Annotated in this window: 19 protein-coding genes; 8 read left to right on the plus strand and 11 right to left on the minus strand. The window is 68.0% G+C overall.

Annotated elements, in window-relative coordinates; translation table 11 throughout:
• Positions 1–30: 30 nt before the first annotated feature.
• The 4 genes from FK529_RS04800 to FK529_RS04815 all read left to right on the plus strand — a co-directional run bounded on the left by FK529_RS04800 (position 31) and on the right by FK529_RS04815 (position 5,772).
• On the plus strand, positions 31–1,863 hold the full coding sequence (locus FK529_RS04800) for an acyl-CoA dehydrogenase (RefSeq protein ID WP_146559884.1): 1,833 nt from the start codon (positions 31–33) through the stop codon (positions 1,861–1,863).
• Between the two features lie 152 nt (positions 1,864–2,015).
• Positions 2,016–2,684, plus strand: a complete 669-nt coding sequence (locus FK529_RS04805) for a hypothetical protein (RefSeq protein WP_146559885.1) — start codon at positions 2,016–2,018, stop codon at positions 2,682–2,684.
• A gap of 34 nt (positions 2,685–2,718) precedes the next feature.
• Complete coding sequence (locus FK529_RS04810) at positions 2,719–4,677, plus strand: YhgE/Pip domain-containing protein (protein WP_146560145.1); 1,959 nt, start codon at positions 2,719–2,721, stop codon at positions 4,675–4,677.
• A gap of 33 nt (positions 4,678–4,710) precedes the next feature.
• Positions 4,711–5,772 carry an acyltransferase family protein gene (locus tag FK529_RS04815; protein WP_269432082.1) on the plus strand — a complete coding sequence of 354 codons (1,062 nt, stop codon included), beginning with the start codon at positions 4,711–4,713 and terminating at the stop codon, positions 5,770–5,772.
• A 94-nt stretch (positions 5,773–5,866) separates the two neighbouring features.
• On the opposite strand, the gene FK529_RS04820 is transcribed toward FK529_RS04815, so the two are convergent.
• Both FK529_RS04820 and FK529_RS04825 read right to left on the minus strand, forming a co-directional pair.
• Positions 5,867–6,367, minus strand: a complete 501-nt coding sequence (locus FK529_RS04820) for a hypothetical protein (RefSeq protein ID WP_146559887.1) — start codon at positions 6,365–6,367, stop codon at positions 5,867–5,869.
• 124 nt (positions 6,368–6,491) lie between these two features.
• Positions 6,492–7,775 (minus strand): acetyl-CoA C-acetyltransferase, encoded by a 1,284-nt coding sequence (locus FK529_RS04825; RefSeq protein ID WP_193559661.1) that lies wholly within the window; start codon positions 7,773–7,775, stop codon positions 6,492–6,494.
• Positions 7,776–7,879: 104 nt separating this feature from the next.
• On the opposite strand from FK529_RS04825, the gene FK529_RS04830 reads away from it, so the two are divergent.
• Both FK529_RS04830 and FK529_RS04835 read left to right on the plus strand, forming a co-directional pair.
• Positions 7,880–9,238 (plus strand): 3-oxoacyl-ACP reductase, encoded by a 1,359-nt coding sequence (locus FK529_RS04830; RefSeq protein ID WP_146559888.1) that lies wholly within the window; start codon positions 7,880–7,882, stop codon positions 9,236–9,238.
• Between the two features lie 2 nt (positions 9,239–9,240).
• Positions 9,241–10,131 carry a MaoC family dehydratase gene (locus tag FK529_RS04835; protein ID WP_146559889.1) on the plus strand — a complete coding sequence of 297 codons (891 nt, stop codon included), beginning with the start codon at positions 9,241–9,243 and terminating at the stop codon, positions 10,129–10,131.
• 156 nt (positions 10,132–10,287) lie between these two features.
• On the opposite strand, the gene FK529_RS04840 is transcribed toward FK529_RS04835, so the two are convergent.
• From FK529_RS04840 to FK529_RS04865, 6 genes are all read right to left on the minus strand, one after another.
• The gene (locus FK529_RS04840) at positions 10,288–10,497 is read right to left on the minus strand and encodes a CsbD family protein (protein ID WP_146559890.1); all 210 of its coding nucleotides are present in this window, start codon (positions 10,495–10,497) and stop codon (positions 10,288–10,290) included.
• Between the two features lie 73 nt (positions 10,498–10,570).
• A complete protein-coding gene (locus tag FK529_RS04845) occupies positions 10,571–11,104 on the minus strand; it encodes an Asp23/Gls24 family envelope stress response protein (RefSeq protein WP_146559891.1) in 534 nt (177 codons plus the stop codon).
• Positions 11,101–11,886, minus strand: a complete 786-nt coding sequence (locus FK529_RS04850; protein WP_146559892.1) for a hypothetical protein — start codon at positions 11,884–11,886, stop codon at positions 11,101–11,103. Before FK529_RS04850 ends, FK529_RS04845 begins: the two co-directional genes overlap by 4 nt.
• A 2-nt stretch (positions 11,887–11,888) precedes the next feature.
• Positions 11,889–12,074, minus strand: a complete 186-nt coding sequence (locus FK529_RS04855; RefSeq protein WP_146559893.1) for a DUF2273 domain-containing protein — start codon at positions 12,072–12,074, stop codon at positions 11,889–11,891.
• The gene (locus FK529_RS04860; RefSeq protein ID WP_146559894.1) at positions 12,071–12,406 is read right to left on the minus strand and encodes a hypothetical protein; all 336 of its coding nucleotides are present in this window, start codon (positions 12,404–12,406) and stop codon (positions 12,071–12,073) included. Before FK529_RS04860 ends, FK529_RS04855 begins: the two co-directional genes overlap by 4 nt.
• Entirely contained in the window at positions 12,403–12,867 is a 465-nt protein-coding gene (locus FK529_RS04865; protein ID WP_146559895.1) for an Asp23/Gls24 family envelope stress response protein, read from the minus strand. The genes FK529_RS04860 and FK529_RS04865 overlap by 4 nt, the downstream gene beginning before the upstream one ends.
• Here FK529_RS04865 and FK529_RS04870 point away from each other — a divergent pair.
• Both FK529_RS04870 and FK529_RS04875 read left to right on the plus strand, forming a co-directional pair.
• Entirely contained in the window at positions 12,854–13,060 is a 207-nt protein-coding gene (locus FK529_RS04870) for a hypothetical protein (RefSeq protein WP_146559896.1), read from the plus strand. The genes FK529_RS04865 and FK529_RS04870 overlap by 14 nt on opposite strands.
• A gap of 322 nt (positions 13,061–13,382) precedes the next feature.
• Positions 13,383–14,630 (plus strand): calcium:cation antiporter family protein, encoded by a 1,248-nt coding sequence (locus tag FK529_RS04875; protein ID WP_146559897.1) that lies wholly within the window; start codon positions 13,383–13,385, stop codon positions 14,628–14,630.
• A 90-nt stretch (positions 14,631–14,720) separates the two neighbouring features.
• Here FK529_RS04875 and FK529_RS04880 read toward each other — a convergent pair whose 3' ends face one another.
• The 3 genes from FK529_RS04880 to FK529_RS04890 form a co-directional block, all read right to left on the minus strand.
• The gene (locus FK529_RS04880; protein WP_146559898.1) at positions 14,721–14,963 is read right to left on the minus strand and encodes a hypothetical protein; all 243 of its coding nucleotides are present in this window, start codon (positions 14,961–14,963) and stop codon (positions 14,721–14,723) included.
• 164 nt (positions 14,964–15,127) lie between these two features.
• A complete protein-coding gene (locus FK529_RS04885) occupies positions 15,128–15,424 on the minus strand; it encodes a hypothetical protein (RefSeq protein ID WP_146559899.1) in 297 nt (98 codons plus the stop codon).
• A gap of 467 nt (positions 15,425–15,891) precedes the next feature.
• Entirely contained in the window at positions 15,892–17,097 is a 1,206-nt protein-coding gene (locus FK529_RS04890; protein WP_146559900.1) for a DUF7373 family lipoprotein, read from the minus strand.
• Positions 17,098–17,103 lie beyond the last annotated feature (6 nt).

The raw sequence follows: 17,103 nt of genomic DNA on the forward strand, positions 1-17,103 counted from the left end.
CAGCCTGATCTGAGAAGGTGGAACAGCCCCATGGGCCATTACAAGAGCAACGTCCGCGACATCGAGTTCAACCTCTTCGAGGATCTCGGCGTCGGCGAGGTGCTGGCTTCCGGTGCGTACGGCGACCTCGACGAGGACACCGCTAAGGAGATGCTGCGCGAGGCGGCCCGTCAGGCCGAGGGCCCCATCGCCGAGTCCTTCGCCGAGGCCGACCGCAATCCGCCGGTCTTCGACCCGGCCACCCACGAGGTGACGATCAACGAGGCCTTCAAGAAGTCGCAGGCGCAGTTCGCCGACGGCGGCTGGGCGTACCTCGGCCTGGACGACGAGCTCGGCGGCACCGACGTGCCTCGCTCGCTGTACTGGGGCATCGGCGAGATGTTCCTCGGCGCGAACCCGCCCGTCTTCATGTTCGCCGCCGGCCCCGGCTTCGCGCAGATCCTGCACGACGAGGGCACCGACGAGCAGAAGAAGTGGGCGAAGATCGCCGCCGAGCGCAACTGGAACGCCACCATGGTGCTCACCGAGCCGGACGCCGGTTCGGACGTGGGCGCCGGCCGCACCAAGGCCATCAAGCAGGAGGACGGCTCCTGGCACATCGAGGGCGTGAAGCGCTTTATCACCTCGGCGGTCATGGACCACATGTTCGAGTCCACCTTCCACCTCGTGCTCGCCCGCCCCGAGGGCGGCGCCCCGGGCACCAAGGGCCTGGGACTGTACTTCGTGCCGAAGCACCACTTCGACGAGGAGGGCAACCTCGGCGAGGAGAACGGCGTCTACGTCACCGGCGTCGAGCACAAGATGGGCATCAAGACCTCCACCACCTGTGAGCTCACCTTCGGCGGCCACGGCAAGCCCGCCAAGGGCTGGCTCGTGGGCGAGGAGATCAAGGGCATCGCACAGATGTTCAAGGTCATCGAGCACGCCCGCATGATGGTCGGCACCAAGGCCATCGGCACGCTCTCGACCGGCTACCTCAACGCGCTCGACTACGCCAAGCAGCGCGTCCAGGGCGCCGACCTGACCCAGATGGCCGACAAGACCGCGCCGCGCGTGACCATCACGCACCACCCGGACGTGCGCCGCTCTCTGCTCACGCAGAAGGCGTACGCCGAGGGCCTGCGCGCCGTGTACCTGTACACCGCCGCGCACCAGGACGTCCGCACCGCGACCCCGGTCTCCGGTGCCGACGAGGAGATGGCGCACAAGGTCAACGACCTGTTGCTCCCGATCGTCAAGGGCGTCGGCTCCGAGCGCGCGTTCACGCTGCTCGGAACCGAGTCGCTGCAGACCTTCGGCGGCTCCGGCTTCCTGCAGGACTACCCGATCGAGCAGTACGTCCGCGATTCGAAGATCGACTCGCTGTACGAGGGCACCACCGCCATCCAGGCGCAGGACTTCTTCTTCCGCAAGATCCTCCGCGACCGCGGCGCCGCGCTCGGCCACGTCGCCGGCCAGATCACCGCGTTCATCGAGGCCAACGCCGGCGGCGCCTTCGCCGCCGACGTCGCCCTGCTCAAGACCGCTGCCGAGGACGTGCAGGCCATGGCCGCCACGCTCACCGGTTTCGCGCTCGCCTCGCAGCAGGAGCCCAAGGAGCTGTACAAGGTGGGCCTCGGCTCGGTGCGCTTCCTCATGGCCTTCGGCGACCTGATGATCGGGTGGCGCCTGCTGCACCAGGCCGTCATCGCGCAGGCCAAGCTCGACGGTGGCGCCTCGGGCGCCGACAAGTCCTTCTACGAGGGCAAGGTCGGCGTCGCGAAGTTCTTCGCCGCGAACGTGCTGCCGCAGCTCACCGGCACCAAGGACATCATCGCCGCGATCGACAACCAGGCGATGGACCTCGACGAGGCCGCGTTCTGATCGTCGTCTCGTAGCCACGAGCACCCGGGGGCGCTCCGACCATCGGTCGGGGCGCCCTCGCCCGTTTCTCGGCCCGACGGTGCGCACCGCACCGTCGGGCAGCCACCGTAGGATTGCTACCGACCTGCGCCGACGACCTCCGGAGTGCACGCATGGATGACGACCAGCCGAACGTCGTACAGCTGGCGGCGGTGAACATCGGCGTCGACGGGGAGCACGGCCCCCTGTTCCGGGGCATCGACCTGGAGTTCGGCCCCGGCCTGCACGCCGTACAGATGCCGGCCGGCCGCGACCAGGACGCCCTGCTGCTCACCCTGGCGGGAAGGCTCAAGCCGAGTCGCGGCACCGTCAATGCCCTCGGCGCGACCACCCCGGGAGCGATCCGCAAGAAGTGCGCCATCGCCGCCTTCAAGGACATCGACGAGCTGGACGATTCGGTCACCGTCGAGACCGTGCTGGCCGAGCAGCGGCGCTGGCTGGCGCCCTGGTACTCGATGGTGCCGCTCAGCGCCGGCAGCCTGGAGATGGACGAGGTCTTCGGCGATGTCGCCCGGCCCGGGCCGAAGACCCGCATCGTCGAGCTGAGCGATCTGCAGCTGTTCCTGCTGCGGATCACGCTGGCGCTGGTAGGGAACAGACCGATCGTCGTCGTCGGTGACCTGGAGCAGGTTCGCGACAACCCGGGACGCGCCGAGGCCATCCAGCGGCTCGGCGCGATCGCCGAGCGCTACACCGTGATCGTCGGGGTCACCAACCCCCTCGGCGGCACCGCACCGCAGCACACCCTGCACGATCGTCGCGCCCTGACCCGGAAGGACTGATTCGATGTCCGACAAGAACAGCCGCCTCGTCCCCATCGCCGCGGGCCTCGCCTTCGGCTCCGAGATCAAGCGGTTCGGCCGCAGCCGGCTCACGCGCGCCGCGATCGTCGTGATGATGCTGCTGCCGCTGGTCTACGGTGCGCTCTACCTGTGGGCGTTCTGGGATCCGTTCGGCAACGTCAACAAGATGCCCGTCGCGCTCGTCAACGCCGACAAAGGGACCGAGGTCAACGGCCAGAAGATCAACGCAGGTGCCGAGGTCGAGAAGTCGCTCGCCGACGACAAGAGCCTCGACTGGAAGATCGTCTCCCCCGCCGAGGCGCAGCAGGGCGTCAAGGACGGCACCTACTACTTCATGCTGGAGCTGCCGGAGAACTTCTCCGCCGCCATCGCCTCACCCATGAGCGGGAAGCCCGAGAAGGCGCAACTGCGTGCCGTCTACAACGACGCCAACAACTACATCAGCTCCACCATCGGCCAGACCGCGATGTCGCAGGTACTGGGCGCCGTCTCCACCCGCATCTCGGGACAGGCCGTGAATCAGGTGCTGTCGATGATGATCACCGCCGGCACCGGCATCGAGCAGGCCGCCGACGGGGCGGGCAGGCTCCACGACGGCCTCGTGACCGCGAACGACGGTGCCGCACAGCTCGCGTCGGGTCTCGGAACCGCGAAGACCGGCTCGGCGCAGTTGCGGGCCGGCTCGCAGCAACTCTCCGACGGCATCACCCAGGCCACCGATCCCCTGCTCGCGGTGACCAAGGCGCTGTCCGGGCTCGGCGGGAACACCGCGCAGCTCCAGCAGAGCGCCGCCGCGCTCGCGGACGCCGCCGACAAGGCGGGCGTGTTCATCAAGACCCAGGACGCCACCCTGGCCGGCATCGACGCCGCGATCAAGCAGCTGGCCGCCAGCCCCGATCCGGTGGCGCAGCAGGCCGCGGAGGGACTGCGCGCCGTGCGGGCGCAGCTGGCGCAGTCCTCGGTGCCAGTGGCCGCCAAGCAGCAGGTCGTCGCGGCCTCCGACGCCGCCGCCGTGCTCACCGAGCAGCTGCGTACGCCGGGCAGCCCGCTCGCGGTCCTGCTCGGCAAGGTGGGCAACACCGGCGACGATCTGACCGCGAAGCTCACCGAACTCCGTTCCGGGGCGCAGCAACTCGCGGCCGGCAACGCCACTCTCGATGACGGCATCACCCAGCTCTCGGACGGTGCGACCAAGCTCTCCGCCGGCACGGTGCAGCTGCGCGACGGCAGCCAGGAACTGGCCACCAAGCTGCACGAGGGCGCCGGTGCGGTGCCCAAGTGGTCGCCCGAGCAGACCTCGCAGGTCGCCCAGACCATCGGCGGGCCCGTCTCGCTGGACGCGCAGCACGAGAACCGCGCCCCGAACTTCGGCACCGGCATGGCGCCGTTCTTCCTCACGCTGGCGCTGTTCTTCGGCGCGCTGGTCCTGTGGATGGTGTTCCGCCCGTTGCAGAACCGCGCCATCGCCGCGGAGGTCCTCGCGATCCGCGTGGTGATGGCCAGCTACCTGCCCGCCGCCGCGATCGGGCTGTTCCAGGCGGTGATCCTGTACTGCGTGGTCCGCTTCGGGCTGGGTCTCGAGGTGGCGCATCCCATCGCGATGGTCTTCTTCATGATGGGTCTGTCGCTGACCTTCATCGCCTTCACCCAGGCGGTGAACGCGCTCGTCGGGCCGGCGGTGGGCCGTGTGCTCATCATGGCGCTGCTCATGCTGCAGCTGGTGAGTTCCGGCGGTATGTATCCGGTGGAGACCACAGCCAGACCCTTCCAGATCCTGCACACGTACGACCCGATGACCTACGGCGTCAACGGGTTGCGGCAGCTGATCCTGGGCGGCATCGATAACCGGCTCTGGCAGGCGATCGCGGTGCTGGCCTTCCTGTGGGTCGCTTCGGTCACGGTGTCGTGCCTGTCGGCCCGGCGGAACCGGCTGTGGAACCTCGACCGGCTCATCCCCGCGATCAAGATCTGAGGCGTCATCGCTCCCGCCCCGCGCTCCGGCCATATCCCCGCCCTCACGGGCCTGCGGGCGCTGGCCGCGTTCGGGGTGTGCGTGACGCATGCCGCGTTCTGGGGCGGTGACTTCACCCCGGACACACTCGGCGCCGCCTACGCGCGACTGGAGACCGCGGTGCCCGTGTTCTTCGCGCTGTCGGGGTTCCTGCTGGTGCGACCGTGGATCCGGGCGCGCGGCGCCGAGGGTTCCACTGCTGGTCCAGCACCGGATACGCGGCGCTACTTCGTCGCGCGGGCGTGGCGGATCCTGCCCGCGTACTGGGCGGTGGTCACCGCCGTCTACGTCATCTACCTGTGGCGGCCCGACGGTTCGCCGCACGGGCAGGGGTGGGGCGACTACCTGCGGCATCTGACCTTCACGCAGATCTACGGCGTCGGGCACGTGCGCACCGGACTGACGCAGATGTGGAGCATGTGCGTGGAAGTCGCCTTCTACCTGCTACTTCCACTGCTGGGCCTGTGGCTGATGCGCACGCGGCGGGCCTGGACGGTGCCGGCAGCGATGGTCGCCGTCTCGGTGGGCTGGCTGGTGCTGGTGATCGCGACGGAGGCCTTCGGCAAGACGGCGCGGTCGTGGCCCCCGGGCTTCGCCGCCGCGTTCGCCGCCGGTATCGCGGTGGCGCTGCTGGTCGATCGGGTGCGCCTGCCGCGGTGGCCGCTGCTGCTCGTGGCGGCGGGGGCCTACGGAATACTCCTCACTCCGCTCGCGGGGCCGATCGACCTCCGGGTGCCGACGCCCGCCCAGGGGGTGACGAAATTCCTGCTGGAGGCGCTGATCGGCGGGCTGCTGGTGGCGGCGTTCGCGACCGGACCGTCGCGCGTGCTGGGGTCGCGCCCGATGGTGTGGCTCGGCTCGATCAGTTACGAGTTCTTCCTCCTTCACGTGATCGTCATGGAGTTCGTGGTGCTGGACCTGTTCGGCTGGTCGCTGTTCACCGGTTCCACGTGGCCCATCGTCGTGGTGACGACCGCGATCACCGTCGTACTGGCGTGGGGACTGCGCGCCGGCGTCGAGCGGATCCGCGCAGCGGGCGATCGCGCACCGTCTTAGTGGGCGCAGGGTGCTCCACAGCAGCCATGCGTGCCACGCATGGCAAACGATTCCGCATCACTGAACGAACGATCGACCCGCAGCGCGGGCCGGCTCAGCGGAGGAGGGTGGCGGTCACCGCGTCGATGATCGGTCGGCGCTGAGCCGACGGCGCATCCCACAGCTTGCCGGTCAGGGCCTCGAGGGCCGCGACCTTGGGTTCGAGCTCGCCCAGGGCCTTCGTGCGCTCCTCACCGGACAGCTGCGACGCGGCGATGATCTGGTCGTCCAGCGCGAAGACCGCATCGTCGAGGGCGGCGAGGTCGGATTCGGGGCCGTCGATCGCGGAGTCCGCGGGCGGCGGGACGGCGGGGGCGAAGGCACCGCGGTGCACGTCGGCGATGGCGTAGCGGGTGCGCTGGTGCAGGAGCGCCTCGGTGGAGGTGGCGTTCGCCCACTCGGCGGGGGCGCGACCGGGGCGACCGGGGATGAGATCACCGGAGTTGGCGAAGTCCTTGATCTGCTTGTTGGAATCGCGCAGGAACCACACGACACCTATGAGGATGAGCACGGCCACCACCGCGACCACGACGACGACCGCGATGCCGAAGCTCATTCGCTCCTCCTGGAGATCCGTGTGCGGCGCTGTTCGGCGATCACGCCGGCGCAGGCCCCGACCCGTGATGGTGTCGTATCCACCACCCTAGGCGGCCGGGGCCCGCTGCACCGGCGCTTGGGAATCAGCCCTCGATGATGGCGGTGATGCCCTGGCCGCCGGCGGCGCAGATCGAGACCAGCGCGCGACCGCCGCCGTTCTCGTGGATCTGCTTCGCGGCGGAGGCCACGATGCGGCCGCCGGTCGCGGCGAACGGGTGGCCGGCCGCCAGCGACGAGCCGTTGACGTTGAGCTTGCTGCGGTCGATCGAGCCGAGCGGCGTGTCCAGGCCGAGGCGGTCCTTGCAGTACTCGGCCGACTCCCAGGCCTGCAGCGTCGCGAGCACCACGGAGGCGAAGGCCTCATGGATCTCGTAGTAGTCGAAGTCCTGCAGCGTCAGGCCGTTGCGCGCCAGCAGCTTCGGCACCGCGTAGGTCGGCGCCATGAGCAGGCCGTCCTTGCCGCCGACGTAATCCACGGCCGAGTACTCGACGTCCTTGAGGTACGCGAGCACGGGCAGGCCGCGCTCCGCCGCCCACTCGTCGCTCGAGAGCAGCACCGTCGACGCGCCGTCGGTGAGCGGCGTGGAGTTGCCGGCCGTCATCGTCGCGTCGCCCAGCGAGACGCCGAAGACGGGCTTGAGCGTCGCGAGCTTCTCGACCGACGAATCGGGCCGCAGGTTGTCGTCGCGGGTGAGGCCGAGGTACGGGGTGATCAGGTCATCGAAGAAGCCTCGGTCGTAGGCGGCGGCCATGTTCTTGTGACTGAGGTAGGCCAGCTCGTCCTGCTCGGCGCGCGAGACGCCGAACTCCTTGGCAGTGATCGCGGCGTGCTCGCCCATCGACATGCCGGTGCGGGGCTCACCATTGCGCGGAATGTCGATGCCGAGGTTGGCGGGGAGCTTGCCGAGCAGCTTGAGGCGGTCGACGGTGCTCGATGCGCGGTTGAGCTCGAGCATCACCTTGCGCATGCCCTCGGAGACGCCGATCGGGGCGTCGGAGGTGGTGTCGACGCCGCCGCCGACGGCCGCCTCGTAACGGCCGAGCTGGATGCCCTGGGCCGCGGCGTTGATCGCCTGCAGGCCGGTGGCACAGGCCTGCTGCACGTCGAAGGCCGGCGTGTAGGGGCTCAGCGGGCTGCCGAGCACCGACTCGCGGATCAGATTGAAGTCCCGGCTGTGCTTGAGCACTGCGCCACCGACCACGGTGCCCAGCTGCTCGCCCTGCAGGTTGAAGCGGCTCACCAGACCATTGAGCGCGGCGGTGAACATGTCCTGGTTGCTAGCCTTCGCGTAAGCGCGGTCCGAGCGGGCGAAGGGGATCCGATTACCGCCGAGGATGGCCACCGGACGGGTTTCGATGTTTGCCACGGGTTCTCCCAGTGATCGAGGGTTGCTACTACCGAGTATTCTTACTCTGGAGTAAGTTGCTTGTCGATAGCCTATCGGAACGCCACACGGATGAGGTACCTCACATGCCTGATGCACCCAGCACGGATTTCTACGCGGCCTTCGTGAAGTCGGGCCCCGGCTCCTTCCTGGCCAGCCGACTCGGCCTCCCGCAGCCGCCCGTCCTGCGCCGCTACCAGGCCGGCAAGCCCGCGCTTGCCGGCCCCGTCCTCCTCGGCGGCCAGGGCCGCCTCGTCGAGCCCGTTCGCGAACTGCTCGCCGACTACGACCTCGTCGTCAACAACGGCGGCGCCCGCGGTGCTGAGAAGCTCGGCGGCGCGGTCTTCGACGCCACCGGCATCACCAACATCGACGATCTCAAGGGCCTGTACGAGTTCTTCGGTCCGCAGATCCGCTCGCTCGGCAACAGCGCCCGCCTCGTGGTGCTCGGCACCACTCCGGAGCTGATCGAGGACCTCGACGAGCACATCGTCCAGCGCGCTCTCGAGGGCTTCACCCGATCGGTCGCCAAGGAGCTGCGCGACGGCGCCACCGCCCAGCTCGTCTACGTGCACCCGAACGCCTCGACCGGCGCCTCGGGCCTCGCGTCGACCCTGCGCTTCCTCCTGTCGGGCAAGTCGGCGTACGTCGACGCCCAGGTCATCCGCATCACCGATAAGGACGCCACCGCCCCGGCGGATTGGGACAAGCCACTCGCGGGCAAGGTCGCGCTGGTCACCGGCGCCGCCCGCGGCATCGGCGCCACCATCGCCGAGGTCCTCTCGCGCGACGGTGCCCACGTCATCGCCGCCGACATCCCCGCCGCCGGCGAGGCGCTGTCGGAGGTCGCGAACAAGGTCGGCGGCACCGCGCTGCCGCTGGACGTGACCGCACCCGACGCCGGCGCGAAGATCGCCGCGCTGGTCAAGTCGCGCCACAGCGGCCTCGACATCGTCGTCAACAACGCCGGGATCACCCGCGACAAGCTGCTCGCCAACATGGACGAGAGCAAGTGGAACTCGGTCATGGCCGTCAACCTCAAGGCCCCGAAGCAGCTGGTCGACGACCTGCTCGCCGCGGACGCGCTCAACGAGGGCGGCTCCGTCGTCGACGTCTCGTCGATCGCCGGTATCGCGGGCAACCGCGGCCAAACCAACTACGGCGCGACCAAGGCCGGCGTCATCGGCATCGTCGACGCCTACACGCCGGTCCTGGCGAAGAAGAACATCACCATCAACGCCGTGGCGCCCGGCTTCATCGAGACCGCCATGACCGCCGCGATCCCGCTGGCCACCCGCCAGGCCGGCCGCCTCATGAACTCGCTGCAGCAGGGTGGCCAGACCGTGGACGTCGCGGAGACCATCTCCTACTTCGCCGCGCCCTCTTCGGCCGCCGTGACCGGCAACGTCGTGCGCGTCTGCGGTCAGAGCCTGCTGGGGGCCTGATCATGGCCACCAAGACCACCGTCCTGCAGGCGCCGCCGTCGAGCCTGTCCGTGCTCACGCGCGGTCTGCGCGGCATCCTGCCCGTGATCGGCAAGCAGGGCCCGCTCAAGCCGGAGACCCCGCTGCCGGACCGGACCGTCGAGCTCACCGTCGACGTGGATCCCGTGCGGGTCGGCGAGTACTGCGACGCCGTCGGGCTGAAGAACACCGGCGAGGTACCCGTGATGTACCTCTACGTGCTCTCCTTCCCGCTGATCATGGACCTGTTCCTGGCAGACGACTTCCCTGCTGCGGCGGTGGGGTCCGTGCACGTGGAGAACACGCTCACGCGGCGGCGCCGGGTGGTGCCGGGCGAGAAGCTCACGCTGCGCACGTCGGTGGGCGACCTGCGCGAGCATCGCAAGGGCATGCTGATCGACTTCACCACCGAGTTCACCGACGCCTCCGGCGCGTCGGTGGCCTCCGAGGTGTCGACGATGCTGATCCAGCAGAAGACGTCGCTGTCCGGCGAGCCGTCCGGTCCCCCGCCCAAGGAGGCACGCCCCGGCGCCCCCGACGCGCTGCTGTCGGCCGACGGTGCGCTCATCCGCCGCTACGCCGGCGTCAGCGGTGACCGGAACCCGATCCACATGTCGCCGATCGGCGGCAAGGCGTTCGGCTTCCCGTCGTCGATCGCGCACGGCGCGTGGACGGCCGCGGCGATGCTCCGCGTCGTCGAGGGCCACGTCCCCGACGCAGTGGTGCACCACGTGCGCTTCGGCCGGCCCGTGATCCTGCCGGCGCGCATCGGCTTGTACGTCACGCGCGATGAGGCCACCGGCGGCACCGAGATCGTCGCGAAGGACCTCAAGAAGGGATTCCCGCACGTGACGGCCACCGTCACGCCGCTGTAGGTTCCTGTTCCACGGCTGCCCGCCCGGCTTCGGCCGCGGCGGGCAGCGTCGTCTGGGCTCTCTCGTCGAGAGCGGATGGAACGCCCTCGAACGACCGCGAGGCCGGCCTCGGTGAGGAGACCGGCCTCGCGCTGGGCGTTCGCACGCCCGAGCGTGTCAGTTGCCCGACAGCTTGTTCTTGACGGCGTCGACGCCGTCCTTGACCTTGTCCGCGACGTCAGCGACCTTGTCCTTCACGGCCGCGATGCCCTGATCCGCCTGACCCTCGGCCTTGAGCTCGTCGTTCCCGGTGGCGGCACCAGCAGCCTCCTTGGCGCGACCCTTGAGGTCCTCGGCCTTGTTCTTGGCGTCGTCTGCGATTCCCATGTCAGTACTTCCTTTCGGTTGGGTACAACATTCATGCTCGGAGGATGTTCTCCAAGTCCGTTGTGCTGGCGGGCTACTTGTCCTCGCCGTTCACCACGACCTGCAACCCGACGTCGGGGTTGGTCGCTGCGGTGACTTCCCGCTGCGTGGAGCGGGCCAACACGGCCAGCTCTTTCACCGGTGCGCCGCGGGCTGCGGTGACCCGCACTCGGATCAGCGGTTGTCCCTTGTGCTCGAGCGTCGTCGAGCGCGCCTTGACGATCAGCGGATTGCTCGAGAGATCCTCTGCCACAGCGTCCGCGATCTTGTCGAGATCGACGGTTCCGCCGTCCGTCGCCGAGACGGTCTTCGCCGAGTTGGTGACCAGGTGCCGGAGCAGCAGCCACAGGGCGATGAGCACGATCAGCACGCCGCCGATACCGACAACCGCGGGCCACCACGGCTGCTCCGGAACCCGTGCGATCTCGTCCGGCCTCAGCCGGTGGGTTGCGGAGACCACGGTGCTTTCGCCGAGCCGGTAGGCGAGCAGCCACCCACCGCCGGCGAGCAGGAGGAGTCCCACGAGCAGCGTGAGCCCTCGGTCGAGAACACGAGTGGATGCCTTCATCGTGCCACCTCGATCTCCGAGCGACGTGCCTTGTGGAGTCCGGGCGCCAGCCACAGCTCGTCGGTGACGGCCTTGTGGCTACGACGTCGCGGCTTGACCGCGGTGATCACCAGGAACAGGCCGATGACCAGCGCGAGGACCACTGCGGGCCAGGTCCACCACTCCCACTGCAGATCGGCCACCGTGCGGAAGACGGCATCGAGCCAGGGCGAGCCCTGTGCCCAGCCCAACGAGATCACGGTGTCCCGGATAGCGACCCCACCGAGCGCGAGCAGGGCGAGGATCAGCGGAATCGCAACGTACACCGATCCCGCCACGCGCCGGGGAGCGCGCCGCTGTGCGGACGTTGCGGGCGGGGCGAGCGCCTCAGGGGTATCCGCACTGGCCACATGGGCGAACGGCGCATCGGGGGAGCGCTCACCGTTCACCCGTGCGATGTGCACGCGGGTGTTGGCCGGCGGCTCGTCGAGGCTCCGCGCGAGCTCGCCGTCGATCGACGAGCGCACATCCGCAACCAGCTTCGCCGAGTCCACGGGCCAGTCGGCGGCGACCTGGACCTCCAGATCGCGCTGATCGTGATCCGGGTACTGCACTGCCGGCAGGGATCGTGAGGTCAAGGCACGCTTCTTCGACGTTCCCGGAACTGCGAGCACTGCGTGCTCGATGAGTCGGCGACGCACGCGATCATCGATGACGGTGCGGCCCCGCTCGGCGCGGGGTCGGCCGACCGTCGCCTCGGGCTGACCGTCGGACGCCGTGGGCGGTACCGATTCGGTGGTCATGGTCAGCTCCGGCCGTTCTTCCGAAGTGCGGTCAGATCGACCAAACCGTCGAAGTGGGCGCCGAGTGCGAATCCGACCGCGCCCAGCACGATGGCGAGGAGGAAGCCGACGACACCGCCGGTGACGATCGCGATGGCTACCAGGAGGCCGATGACGATGCCCCAGACTGTGTAGTTGCCTACGCTCATGCGATGAACTCCTTTGATGTGGTCGGCGATCCCCGGTCGGGGTCGCCGGGCACTGCGATGTCGGATACGACAAGGTCGATCGGCACACCTGCAGCGTCGGTGGCGGCCTGCCGCACGCGGTCGGCGAGGTCCAACAGGTCCGTGCCGCGCCGCAACTCCAGCACGACATCCACCTGGCCGCCCTCATCGGTGATGCGGACGCCCGACACTGTGCGACCGGGCAAGTACGTGGCAGGCGAGCCGGGCCCGCCGGCGTGGATGCCGGCGACCCCGTCGACTGACGTCACGGCGTCGACGACCCGGTCGACGATGTCGGCGTGCTCGCCGCTCACTTGACCCGCGGCTCGGCCGAGGTCTCCTCGGCGTCGTCCGCGTCAGCGAAGTGCACGTCGTGCACGGTCACGTTGACCTCGGTGACCTCCAGGCCGGTCATCTTCTCGACAGCGTCGATGACGTTGTTGCGAATGCCGGTGGCGAGGTCGTGGATCGCGACGCCGTAGTCGGCGACGATGCCCACATCGACGGCCGCCTGCTTCTCGCCGACCTCGACGCTGACGCCCTGGGTCAGGTCGGGTGCGCCGGGGAGCGTCTCGCGGATCTTGCCGACGACGCGGGCTGCGGAACCGCCGAGGTCGTAGACCCCGTTGACCTCGCGGGCAGCGATGCCGGCGATCTTCGAGACGACGACGTCAGCGATGCTGGTGGTTCCCCGGCCGTTGGAGGTGGCGAGGGCCGATCCGGGAGCCTTCTTGCTGGTGGTCGATGCAGCGGGAGTGGTGGTGGGCGAGGTCATCTTCCGTCTCCTTGTTCGCGAGTCATGCGCCAGGATTTTTTCCGGCACATTGGGTGAGTCGGCGCTGGGCAAGAATCGGCACGCAATTGTGATCCATCTCACTTTTCAGGAAGGTGTGCTCGACCGGCTCGGGAAATTCCCGCTGGTCCTTCGACGGCTGATCAGCGTTCCGGTCGACCCAATCTCGTTCTGAGGATGCCAAGATTCTCGCCGACGGGGATCCACACGGAACTTTTAGTGTTGTCGCTCAACATGATTGGACCACCTGTCACGTTGCACGGACTGCCCCTACGTGATTACGGTGGTGGCGCGAAGGGGAGTAGTTCACCGGTCCGCGCGGACCGGGAGGGCGGTCGACACGCTGGCGCGATGGCGCCCGGTCGTCCACCGCAGGCCGTCGTTCTGACGGTCTCGGCGAACGAGACCTTGGCCCGACAGGTGAAAGCCGCGTCGACCAAGTGCTCGCCCGATCTGCGCGATGAGTCCTCGGTCGGTCGCCGACCAAGGAGTCCCAGATGATCACTGAATCCGTCTCACCCGCAGCGACTTCGAACGATGTTCCGCACCGACGGCGGCGCGGTCTTCTCCGGCCGCTTCTGATCTGTGCGGCTCTCATCGCGCCAGCACTGATCCTGCGGTTCAGCGGTATTCACCCCGAGCCCGTGGTCGCACTGGTGGTGTACGGGGTCGCGGTGGTCGCCGCGAGTTTCCTGCTCGCCTGGGCCGCCGAGGCGGCCCAGATGGACGTTTCGGGCGGGTTGGCCATCGCGGTGCTGGCGCTCATCGCCATCCTGCCGGAGTACGCGGTCGATCTCTACTACGCGTACACCGCAGGGAGCGACCCGGCCTACGTGCAGTACGCGGCGGCCAACATGACCGGCTCCAACCGGCTGCTGCTCGGACTCGGCTGGCCCGTCGTGGTCATGGCTGCGCTGTTCGTGGCGAAGCGAACCATGGGCCAGCGGTCGAACGCCCTCGTCCTCGACCAGCGCAATCGGATGGAACTGGGCTTTCTCATGATCGCGGGCGTCGTCGCCTTCATCATGCCTGCGACGGGGCAGATCCATATCGTTCTCGGCGTAGCGCTGATCGCCTGGTTCGGGTTCTACCTCTACAAGCTCACTCGAGGCGCGACCGAGGAGCCGGACCTGATCGGGACCGCCGCGGCGATCGGCGCGCTGCCGCGCAGAACCCGCCGCATCACCGTCGGCGCCCTGGTTGTGATCGCGGCGGCCGTGATCCTGATCTGCGCGAAGCCCTTCGCGGAGAGCCTCATCTCCGCGGGCGGCCAACTCGGCATCGACCAGTTCCTGCTGGTGCAGTGGCTCGCACCATTGGCCTCCGAAGCACCTGAGTTCGTCATTGCGATCCTGTTCGCCATCCGAGGCAAGGGGGCCATGGCGATCGGAATGCTCATCGCGTCCAAGGTCAATCAGTGGACACTGCTCGTCGGTTCGCTGCCGATCGCCTACCTCGCCGGCGGTGGCGGCACCTCGCTCATGTTGGACGCCCGCCAGGTCGAGGAAATGCTGCTGACAGCGACGCAGACCATGATGGGCGTCCTGGCGATCCTCGCGCTGCGCTTCCACCGCGTGACGGCCTGGGCGCTCCTCGCACTGTTCGTCGTCCAGTTCCCCATCACGAGCACCGAAGGTCGCCTCGTGCTCGCAGGGATCTACGCGGTCATCGCTGTCGCGGCAGCGATCGTCCACCGCCGGCACATCGTCGACACACTCACAGCGCCTTTCCGTCCCACAACGTAGGCGCGGCGGCATCCTGCGGTGCTCGCGCGCCTTCTTGGTATGTCGACGAGGGCGGAGAAACCGCGAGGCGGCGGGGTGACAAGGCGGTTGTCAGGCGGACCGAGGATCGCTCGGACCGCCACGTGTGCCCTTGTGCGGCTCCTCGATGATCTGAACGTCGTGAACCGTCACGGACTCCGACATCAGCAGGTCGAGCGAGGTCACGAAAAGCTGACCGATCTCCTCGTCACTCACGTCCTTGTGCGGAAGGTCCACACGAAAACCCTGCGCTTGCAGTCCGCCCTCATTGGAGAACGTCACCTCGGCATCGAACACTGCGCGGTACTCGGTCATAGTGGGATAGTGCCGCGAGGCGTCACTCGGAACAAGCCGACTTTTCTCGGCTGCACTTCGGTCTCGCACGCCGTGCACGGGCAGATGTGAGACACCACCTGCGGCGACCGCCGCACGGGCACTCGGCTGGGCAACCACAGCGCCGTCCCGACTTCGATTCACACTCATCGCCTCTCCCACGGGTGCCAACGGCGATCAGGACGAGCATCGAGGAGCGCGGCGGTCGCACGCAGCTCGTCGGTGACCTCGACGGAGTTTGCGCTGGCGTGGAAGACGTCTCGGGCGGGGTCTTCGATCCTGTATCCGAGGCTGCCCTTCTGCCCTGGCACGTTCCAATCCGTACTCAGCTCGATTTCCTCGTGAAACCGCCCGCCGCCACGGCGAACACCAATCCCTTCGCTTACGGTGTTACCTCGGACGATAGCGACAAACTTGAAAGCCGTTAACAGAAGGGCGGTCACTGCCGCTACCGTTGGGCGCTTCACAGCTCCCAACCTCGCATTCCTTAAATTTGTTAATACTTTTCGTGACCTGATGGTCATAAATCGACGCTGCTTCTATCGTCACACGCCCCTCCAAACCGAGGCGGCGTCCAGCATCACGTCCCTGCTCGTGGGAGGCGTTGGCCGACCAGCGCGCGGGCGTTATAGCCATCCACCTGAGCATCGTCGTAGCAACGTCGCGGTCGGGCCTGCGCCGAGGTGGACTCGGCGACATCTACTGGAAGCCTCTTCATGCCGCGCACTTTGCCAAAGATGGCTTGGCGTTTAGTTGCAGTTCGGTTCGAGGTCCGCGCGGAGCACGCGGGCTCGGGCGATGATCGAGCGCGCGCAGGCAACCAGGCGCTCCTGCCCGCGCGCCGACAATCAGAGGCTGGCACCAGTAACCCGCGCGCCGACGACTAAGTAGGTGGAGGTACCACGCCCTCCTATTTCACCCGTGCCTGCTGCATGATCTTGTAGCTGGCGGAAGCCGACTGCTCAGCGAGCGCGCGAGTCGAACTGAGGACTATCGAGACGTAGCGTCCCGCTCGGACTGAGCAGACGATGTTTGTCCCGCTCTGCCAGCACTTCCCGTTGTCGCGCGAGATGCCTTTGAGATCCACGAGCGTCGGGGTCTGACCATCCACGGCGTGATCGACGCGGAAGAACTCCGTTGCGGATGCCTCCGTCCGAGCGCGGAACACAACACTGGCACGGGTCTTCGCCACGTAGTCGAGGTCGAACCGTCGGACGTATTCGGGGTTGCTCGTCATCAGCCCGTACGTCGCGATGGTCATCCAACCGTCGCCCCAGTCCACGCCCTCGGAGAGGCCCAGCTCGTTCGTCGGGATCGTCTTCGGCAGGGTCAGCGACATCAGCCCGTCGAAGTCCATGTCCACCTTCGGTTTGATCCCGTTCGGCGCATCGGACGGCTTGTAGTCCCGCATCTTCGTCCAGAGCATCTCGCGAGCGCGTTTCCCGAGTTCGCCGACGACTTTGCCTTCCGCGTCACCGAGCCCCACGGGGAAATCCACGGTGACCACCGCGATCAGATCGCCGCGCGGAGCGATGATCGTCATGGAAGCGGCGTTCTTCGTGTTGCGTTTGCCGACTGTCACGAAGCGCCAGCCGTCCGCGTTCACCTCACGAGGGGTGCCCGCCTGAACCTCAGCTCCGTTCGTCAGTTGACCCACGAGCGAAGTTGCGGCCTCCGCCGAGGCAAAACGCATCAGCCCCATACGTAGGACACGCGTGCCCTCCTTGTTCTGCGCACCCGCGAACATCGCCGTCTTGAACGGTGCCGCGTCCACTATCTTCTGCTGCTTCGTACCGAACGGGCTGAGGTTCGATTCGAGCCCGAGCTGCGAGGCAGAAACCAGGGGCGTGGTGATCAGGTCGGGGACGCGCACGGTGAGGGACGAATCCACATCCCACGGAGCGGGGATACCGTCAGCGAGCCGCCATCCTTCCTGCTGCCAGGCATCAGCAGGGGTGCGCGCCTCGACCGTGCGGGGCTTGGTCACGAAGTTCCCCGTGTCGAGAGCAGGTGCCGCGCTCGGGTCGGGGACGGCGGTGCCCGCGACCGTAGAACAGCCGTACAAGGTGAGCACCACCGCCATCAGCGCGGGGGCAGAAGCTGTCTTCCAGCGCATGACGGA

This window comes from Tsukamurella asaccharolytica (assembly GCF_007858435.1).
Classification (GTDB): Bacteria; Actinomycetota; Actinomycetes; order Mycobacteriales; family Mycobacteriaceae; genus Tsukamurella; species Tsukamurella asaccharolytica.